This is a genomic window from Rufibacter ruber, from assembly GCF_001647275.1.
Taxonomy (GTDB): domain Bacteria; phylum Bacteroidota; class Bacteroidia; order Cytophagales; family Hymenobacteraceae; genus Nibribacter; species Nibribacter ruber_C.
In genome coordinates, this window is the sequence record NZ_LRMM01000119.1 from 1 (window position 1) to 6601 (window position 6601).

Consider the following 6601-nt stretch of genomic DNA (forward strand, 5'->3'; position numbering starts at 1 on the left):
GGGCTGTTTTTCAAAAAACAGCCCGAAAACAGATATTAGAATCTTTGTGAAACGCCTTTCTGTCAAAACTCTAAACAGCTTCCATAGAAAGAGGGGGTAAAGAAAGGCAGGTGATGCCTTTTTTTTAGTTACAAGGAGCAATCGATTGCACATTAATAGGTTCATTGTTATTTTGAGGAACAGAAAAGTTAGGAAAGAGAGAGTAAGAGAATAATGAGCAAGCATATGGAGTAAATAACCGTGAAAAGAGACTTTTGGCAGCCAATCCAGATTTGCCCGGGAGATACTACTGCTGCTGCCAGGAGGATCAGTTCATGCTAAACCAATCAGTCATGAGAAAAAACTTACCGTCTATCCTGTTTGCCTTTGCGTTACTATGCCTTACGGCTTTTGCAGAAGATATACTTTTTATTGCAGAGGCTGCCGGGATAGAAAATCAAGTAGAAGTACACGTAAAATCTGGGGTAGAAAAGTCATCAGATTGGCCTTCTTTAGTTAACGGTGACCCTGGAGAAAATAACAGCAGAACATCAACGGGACCTAATGTTACGCCCCTTCAAGATCTTTCAGCCAGCAGAGAAGGGAAAAACCCGTTTTCCGTGATGGGATCGGGTGAATACAGCTCAGAGTCAATGGGTAGTCTCAATTCCCCTGAACTTTCTAGCCGGCAGTAAATGAACGGGTAGTGCAGAAATTGTTTCTCTTCGGCCTGGGGCTTTTAGTTTAAAGAAATGTCCTGATGGTAAAGGCTACCTGGGTTTACCTGAAAGGAAGTTAATGGAGCCCGGAAACGGGCGGTTTCATAGTTTCATCTTGTTTTGGTCGTTTTGGATGCTGTTTTCGCCAAAAACAGCTCTACGCAAAACAGTTCTTATAAAGCAGGATGTGTCTTCCTTCGTTAGTGCTTACTGCCTGCCGAAGAAAGGTGTAGAATAGAATATGAAAGTTCATCAGCGTTTATTCATTTTTATAGCAGGAGTATGTTGGGCAGGTCAAGTGCAGGCCCAAACCACCCCGCAGGTGCTCACCTGGAAAGCCCAAACCACCTACAACGCCTATCTGGTGCGGGAACTGCAGGAGGCATATGACGTGCGGCGGGAGAAACTGACCCAGGCACAGCAGAGCAAACCCGCCATGCAAGCCTACCAGGCCGGGGTGAAGCAGCAGTACCTGAACGTTTTGGGGCAGTTTCCTGAAAAACAGCCGCTAAACGCAAAAGTCACCCGGCAGATCAAGCAGAAAGGCTTCAGGATAGAGAATCTGGTCTACGAGAGCCGGCCCAACCACCACGTCACCGCCAACCTGTACGTGCCAGACGGCAAAGGTAAATTCCCGGCTATCCTGCTCATGAACGGGCACGAGATGACCGCCAAAGCCACGGAGTCTTACCAGAAAACCGCCCGCCTGTTCGCCAGCCATGGCTTTGTGGTGCTGTCAATAGACCCGTTTTCGCAGGGCGAGCGCATTCAGCTCATTGATGAAAAAGGCAAAACCCTCACCCGTGGCGCCACCACCGAGCACACCTTGCTCAACGCCGGTTCAAACCTGGTGGGCACCAGTGTGGCAGACTACATGCTCTGGGACAATGTGCGCGGGCTGGATTATCTGGAGACCAGGCCAGAGGTAGATAAAACCAAACTGGGGGCTATTGGCAATTCGGGGGGTGGCACGCAGACCATTTACCTGATGGCCTATGATGACCGCATCAAAGTGGCGGCACCCTGCAGTTACTTCACCCAGCGGGAGCGGTACATGGAGCAGGCGGGGGCGCAGGACGGTTGCCAGTACATGCCCGGTGAGGGTACGCTGGAAATGGCTGATTTCATTATCACCGCAGCTCCTAAACCTGTCTTGATCTTAGCCGGGGAGAATGACTTTGTAGATCACCGTGGCACGCTGCAAGGCTATCAGGAACTCCAGAAAGTCTACACCACCCTGCAGCAGCCGGAGAAGGTGAAGCTGTTTGTCTGGCCAGACGGGCATGGCATCTCGCAGCCCAAGCGGGAGGTGGCCGTGCAGTGGTTCCGGAAATGGTTTTACCAGGACCCTAAGGAAATCAAAGAAGGCGACATTGGCAGCCTGCCAGAAAAAGAACTCCTCGCCACCACCACGGGGCAGGTGACCACCGCCTTTCCCCATGAAGCCACGGTGCAGGGCATGAATCTGGCGCAGTTCCAGCAGCTGGCCCCGCAGCGTAAAGCGTTTATGGCAGAGCCCAACCTCCCAAAGCTGCAGGAGAAGGTAAGGCAAGTCATCGGCTTCCAGCCGAACACCAACCCCGTGTTCACGGAGCAGAGCGGTGGCTCGCAGGTGAAAAATTACCGGGTGGAAAAACAGATCATCATGCGGAACGAGGAGCTGCCCATTCCGGCGCTGGTGTACTTCCCAACGGGTAAGACGGCCCCCAAGAAGCTGATCATCCGCCTGGCGGAAAAAGGGAAGGAGAGTCTGGCGAAGAATGACAGCCTGATCCAGCAGGAGATGCAGGCGGGCCACGTGCTGGTGCTGGCAGACCTGCGGGGCGTGGGCGAATCTAAGGATGACCCCAAGCTCAATGATGCCAAGTATATGAGCCATGAGTATAGAAACGCCATTTTGAGCCTGCACCTGAAGCGGCCGCTGCTCACCCAACGGGTGCAGGATGTGGTCACGCTGCTGGACTATCTACACTCCAGAAAAGAACTGAGCACACTACCCGTACACATTGCGGCTGACGGGCTTTACGGGCCGGTGGTCACGCACGCCACCTTCCTGGACAACCGCATCGCCCAGGCTGAGCTGCAAAACACCCTCACGTCGTATGAGAGGTATGTGGCCAACCCGCTGCAGCAGAACATGTATTCCAATGTGGTGCAGGGTCTGCTGCAGCAGTATGATTTACCTGATTTAGTTTCTAAAATCGCGCCGCGAATAAAACACAACACAAAATGAAATTAGAACACTTCGCCCTGAACGTAGAAGATCCGGTGGGCATGGCCAGCTGGTACACCCAGTATTTAGGCATGCGGGTGGTGCGGCAGCAGAAAGAGGCACCGTTTACCACTTTCATGGCAGATGACAGCGGCCGCATTATGGTGGAGATCTACCTGAACCCCGCCGAGGAGGTGCCCGCCTACCGAACCATGAACCCGTTGTTGGTGCACCTGGCGTTTGTCTCTGAAAACCCCACTGCCGACAAGGAGCGGCTTTGCCTGGCGGGGGCCACCTGCGTCTCTGACCAAACCTTAGATGATGGTTCTCATCTGGTCATGCTCCGGGACCCGTGGGGGCTGGCGCTGCAGCTCTGCAAGCGGGGCAGGCCCATGCTGGCCAGAGACGAATGGTAGAATTAAATTATGTTTTTCACCTGTTTTTCAGAAAACGGCTCCAAAACGGCACTGGAAAACAGGTGGGCTGGGCAAACTGGCAGAGTTGTAGATATGCCTCCTGAAAACTAAAGAGCAGTCGCCGGTAGAGAACCTTCGGCTGATCAATGTGCAGATAAATGGGGTTAAAAAAACCATACAAGTTCTACAACGTGAAAGACATTCTGTTTCAGAACGTGACCCTTAACGGCGAGAAAGTAGTCTTGCCCCAACAGTTGTATTAACTATTTTCTGATGCGTAAACTTCATTTCTCTTTTCTGGCCCTGACGCTACTGACGGTAGGGTGTATGTCATTCATTGCAAAACAAAAAAAGACCCCTATCACCGTTTACCTGATTGGGGACTCCACCATCTCTATCAAAGAAACCAAAGCTAATCCGGAGACCGGCTGGGGCATGCCGTTCAAGTACTTTTTTGACAACACCGTCACCGTTGACAACCGCGCCAAAAACGGGCGAAGCACCCGCACGTTTATTGAAGAAAATCTCTGGCAGCCGGTGTCACAGGCCCTGAAGGCGGGAGATTACGTGTTCATCCAGTTCGGGCATAATGACGAGGTGGCCACCAAGAAAAGCTACACCACCGAGAAAGATTACCGGGCCAATCTGGAGCGGTTCATCTCGGAGACCAGAGCCAGGAAAGCCCAGCCCGTGCTGATCACCCCTGCCGCCCGCCGCAAGTTTGACGCTGCCGGCAAGATTGAGGAGACGCACCAGGTGTATGCCGCCATTGTTCGGGAGGTAGCCAAAAAACAGCAAGTGCCTTTGATTGACCTGGATCAGAAAAGCCAGGAACTGCTCCAGCAGTATGGCCCTGAATTCTCCAAGAAGCTCTTTTTACACCTCAAGGCCAACGAACACCCCAACTACCCAGACGGCAAAGAAGACGACACCCACTTCAATGAACTGGGCGCCCGCGAGATGGCTCAGATTGTGCTAGCGGGTATTAAGGACCTGAAGCTGGAGCTGGCAGAACGAGTGGTAAAGCCGACGTTGAAGAAGTAGTTTCGGAAAAGGCGGGAAATAGTATTCTAGTTAAACAGGCTAAATGCTGACGAGCTGTTTTCGGCCTGTTTTCAGAAAAACAGGCAAAAAACAGAGAGGGTGAAAATTCCCCATAGAAGCACATTTCTCTTTCTATATTTCTTTCTCAATACCCGTCCTTCTCCATTTTTCATGCTACCCTTTTTTCTTTCTTCCTTTTCCTTCTCTCTGTCATCCTGAAAGGAGCTTGTGGGCGAACGGTAAAGACGTTTAGTCCTTGCTACTACCGTTCGCTACCAAGATCCTTTCAGGATGACAGAGTAGAGTAGAGTAGAGTAGAGTAGAGTAGAGTAGAGTAGAGTGCATGGAAGGATGAAAATTCCCCAATATTGACAATCAGCAATCAGAAAACTAAGTCCATCCCTATCAAAGGTGCCTCTTACCTATGAAAAACATCTGCTATGCACTTGCCTGCTTCGCCCTTGGCGGAATGATCTCCTGCGCTTCTGTCAAACCAACCTACTGGCAGGTGAATTCTCTTTCCGCCGTGGCTGGCCATCCGGTGACGGTGGTGAGATCGCCGGAGGTGGTGAAAACAGAGGATGGTGCAACCGCAGTGGCCTTTGACGGCGTAGAAGACGGACTGTTGCTAGACGTGAACCCTATTCTGGGGGCGGAAGAATTCACCATAGAAGTGGTGTTCAAACCGGCAGATGCCTGGCCCGCCAATTTTGAGCAGCGGTTTTTGCACATTCAGGATCCGGCCAACCCCAACCGGAGAATACTCATGGAGCTGCGGCTGAACAACCAGAAACAGTGGTACCCAGATTTTTTCATGCGCACAGACAGCGCCTCCCTCACCCTGATTGACTCCACCAAAACGCATCCGGTGAACCAGTGGGCCATTATGACCTTGGTCTACAAAGACCGGCAGATGCGAGGGTAGGTGAACGGAAACCTGGAACTGGCCGGGCAGATCACGTACCTGCCCATTCCCGCCACCGCCAAAACCTCTCTGGGCACCCGCATGGACCAACGCTCCTGGTTTAACGGCGTGATCAAATCAGTGACCTTCACCCCCAAGGCCGTTGTTCCTGAAAAGTAGAGCCGCGCCGTTTTTGACCTGTTTTTCCAAAAACAGCCCCAAAACAGATTTCCCTTTCAGGGAACTGCTTATCTTGGAATCTCAGAACAAGCTACCTAAGACATGGCAAAACTTCCCTATTCCACCGTGCGGTGGGGCATCATTGGTTGCGGTGACGTGACCGAAGTCAAAAGCGGCCCCGCCTTCCAGAAGATTGAGCATTCCCAACTGGTGGCCGTTATGCGCCGAAACGCGGAGAAGGCGCAGGACTATGCCCAGCGGCACGGGGTGCCAGCGTGGTATGAGAACGCGCAGGCGCTGATTCAGGACTCTGAGGTAGATGCGGTGTACATTGCCACGCCCCCAGATGCTCACGCAGACTATACTTTGCAGGTGGCTCAAGCCGGAAAACCGGTGTACGTAGAAAAGCCCATGGCGCTGAATTACCAGCAGTGCCAGCAAATGGTAGAAGCATGCGCCCAGGCGCAGGTGCCGCTGTTTGTAGCCTACTACCGCCGGTGTCTGCCGTCTTTTCTGAAAGTGAAGGAACTGGTAGAGAGTGGTGCCATTGGCGAAGTTCGGTTTGTGAATATTCGTCTGTACCACCCGGTGCCGCAGAACCTGAACCAGGCGGAACTGCCGTGGCGGGTGCAGCCCGACAAAGCCGGCGGCGGTCTGTTCTTTGACCTGGCATCACACCAACTGGACTACCTTGATTTTCTGCTGGGCCCCATTGCGCAGGCTTCCGGGCAAACCGCCAACCAGGCCGGCCTTTACCCCGCCGAGGACCTGGTGACGGCGCAGTTCCGGTTCCAGAACGGCGTACTGGGAACCGGTGTCTGGTGCTTTACCGTTGATCCCGCCCAGTTCACAGACACCACTGAGATAATTGGGAGCAAAGGGAGAATCACGTTTCCTTCGTTTGCCCCTGAGCCGGTACGGCTGGAGAACCAGGAGGGGCTGCAGGAATTTCACCTGCCGCCGCCTGCCCACGTGCAGCAGCCGTTCATCCAGACCATGGTAGATGAATTGAGAGGGCAGGGCAAATGCCCCAGCACCGGAGAAACCGCCGCCCGCACCGCGTGGGTCATGGACCAGATTGTGGGGCGGAAGTGATTAAAAAAAATTGGTAATCCTGTTTTCTGTTCCAAATTCGAACCAAAGCCAG

7 protein-coding genes are annotated in these 6601 nt (G+C 52.7%); all 7 read left to right on the forward strand.

All coding sequences use genetic code 11. The features are described 5' to 3' along the window. Nucleotides 1-332: 332 nt before the first annotated feature. The 7 genes from A8O25_RS23135 (at nt 333) to A8O25_RS21705 (ending at nt 6549) form a co-directional block, all read left to right on the forward strand. Entirely contained in the window at nt 333-674 is a 342-nt protein-coding gene (locus tag A8O25_RS23135; RefSeq protein WP_153042871.1) for a hypothetical protein, read from the forward strand. A 265-nt stretch (nt 675-939) separates the two neighbouring features. Then, nucleotides 940-2931, forward strand: a complete 1992-nt coding sequence (locus tag A8O25_RS21685) for an alpha/beta hydrolase family protein (RefSeq protein WP_066839656.1) — start codon at nt 940-942, stop codon at nt 2929-2931. Further along, nucleotides 2928-3326, forward strand: coding sequence for a VOC family protein (locus A8O25_RS21690; protein ID WP_066839658.1), 399 nt, complete (start codon nt 2928-2930; stop codon nt 3324-3326). Before A8O25_RS21685 ends, A8O25_RS21690 begins: the two co-directional genes overlap by 4 nt. A gap of 327 nt (nt 3327-3653) precedes the next feature. Next, nucleotides 3654-4370, forward strand: a complete 717-nt coding sequence (locus tag A8O25_RS21695; protein ID WP_241499122.1) for a rhamnogalacturonan acetylesterase — start codon at nt 3654-3656, stop codon at nt 4368-4370. 424 nt (nt 4371-4794) lie between these two features. Next, nucleotides 4795-5295, forward strand: coding sequence for a LamG domain-containing protein (locus A8O25_RS21700; protein WP_066839663.1), 501 nt, complete (start codon nt 4795-4797; stop codon nt 5293-5295). Further along, nucleotides 5296-5454: a hypothetical protein gene (locus tag A8O25_RS23355; RefSeq protein ID WP_161947812.1), complete on the forward strand. Its 159-nt coding sequence runs from the start codon at nt 5296-5298 to the stop codon at nt 5452-5454. A gap of 102 nt (nt 5455-5556) precedes the next feature. Continuing rightward, the gene (locus A8O25_RS21705; protein WP_066839664.1) at nt 5557-6549 is read left to right on the forward strand and encodes a Gfo/Idh/MocA family protein; all 993 of its coding nucleotides are present in this window, start codon (nt 5557-5559) and stop codon (nt 6547-6549) included. The last annotated feature ends 52 nt before the right edge of the window (nt 6550-6601 follow it).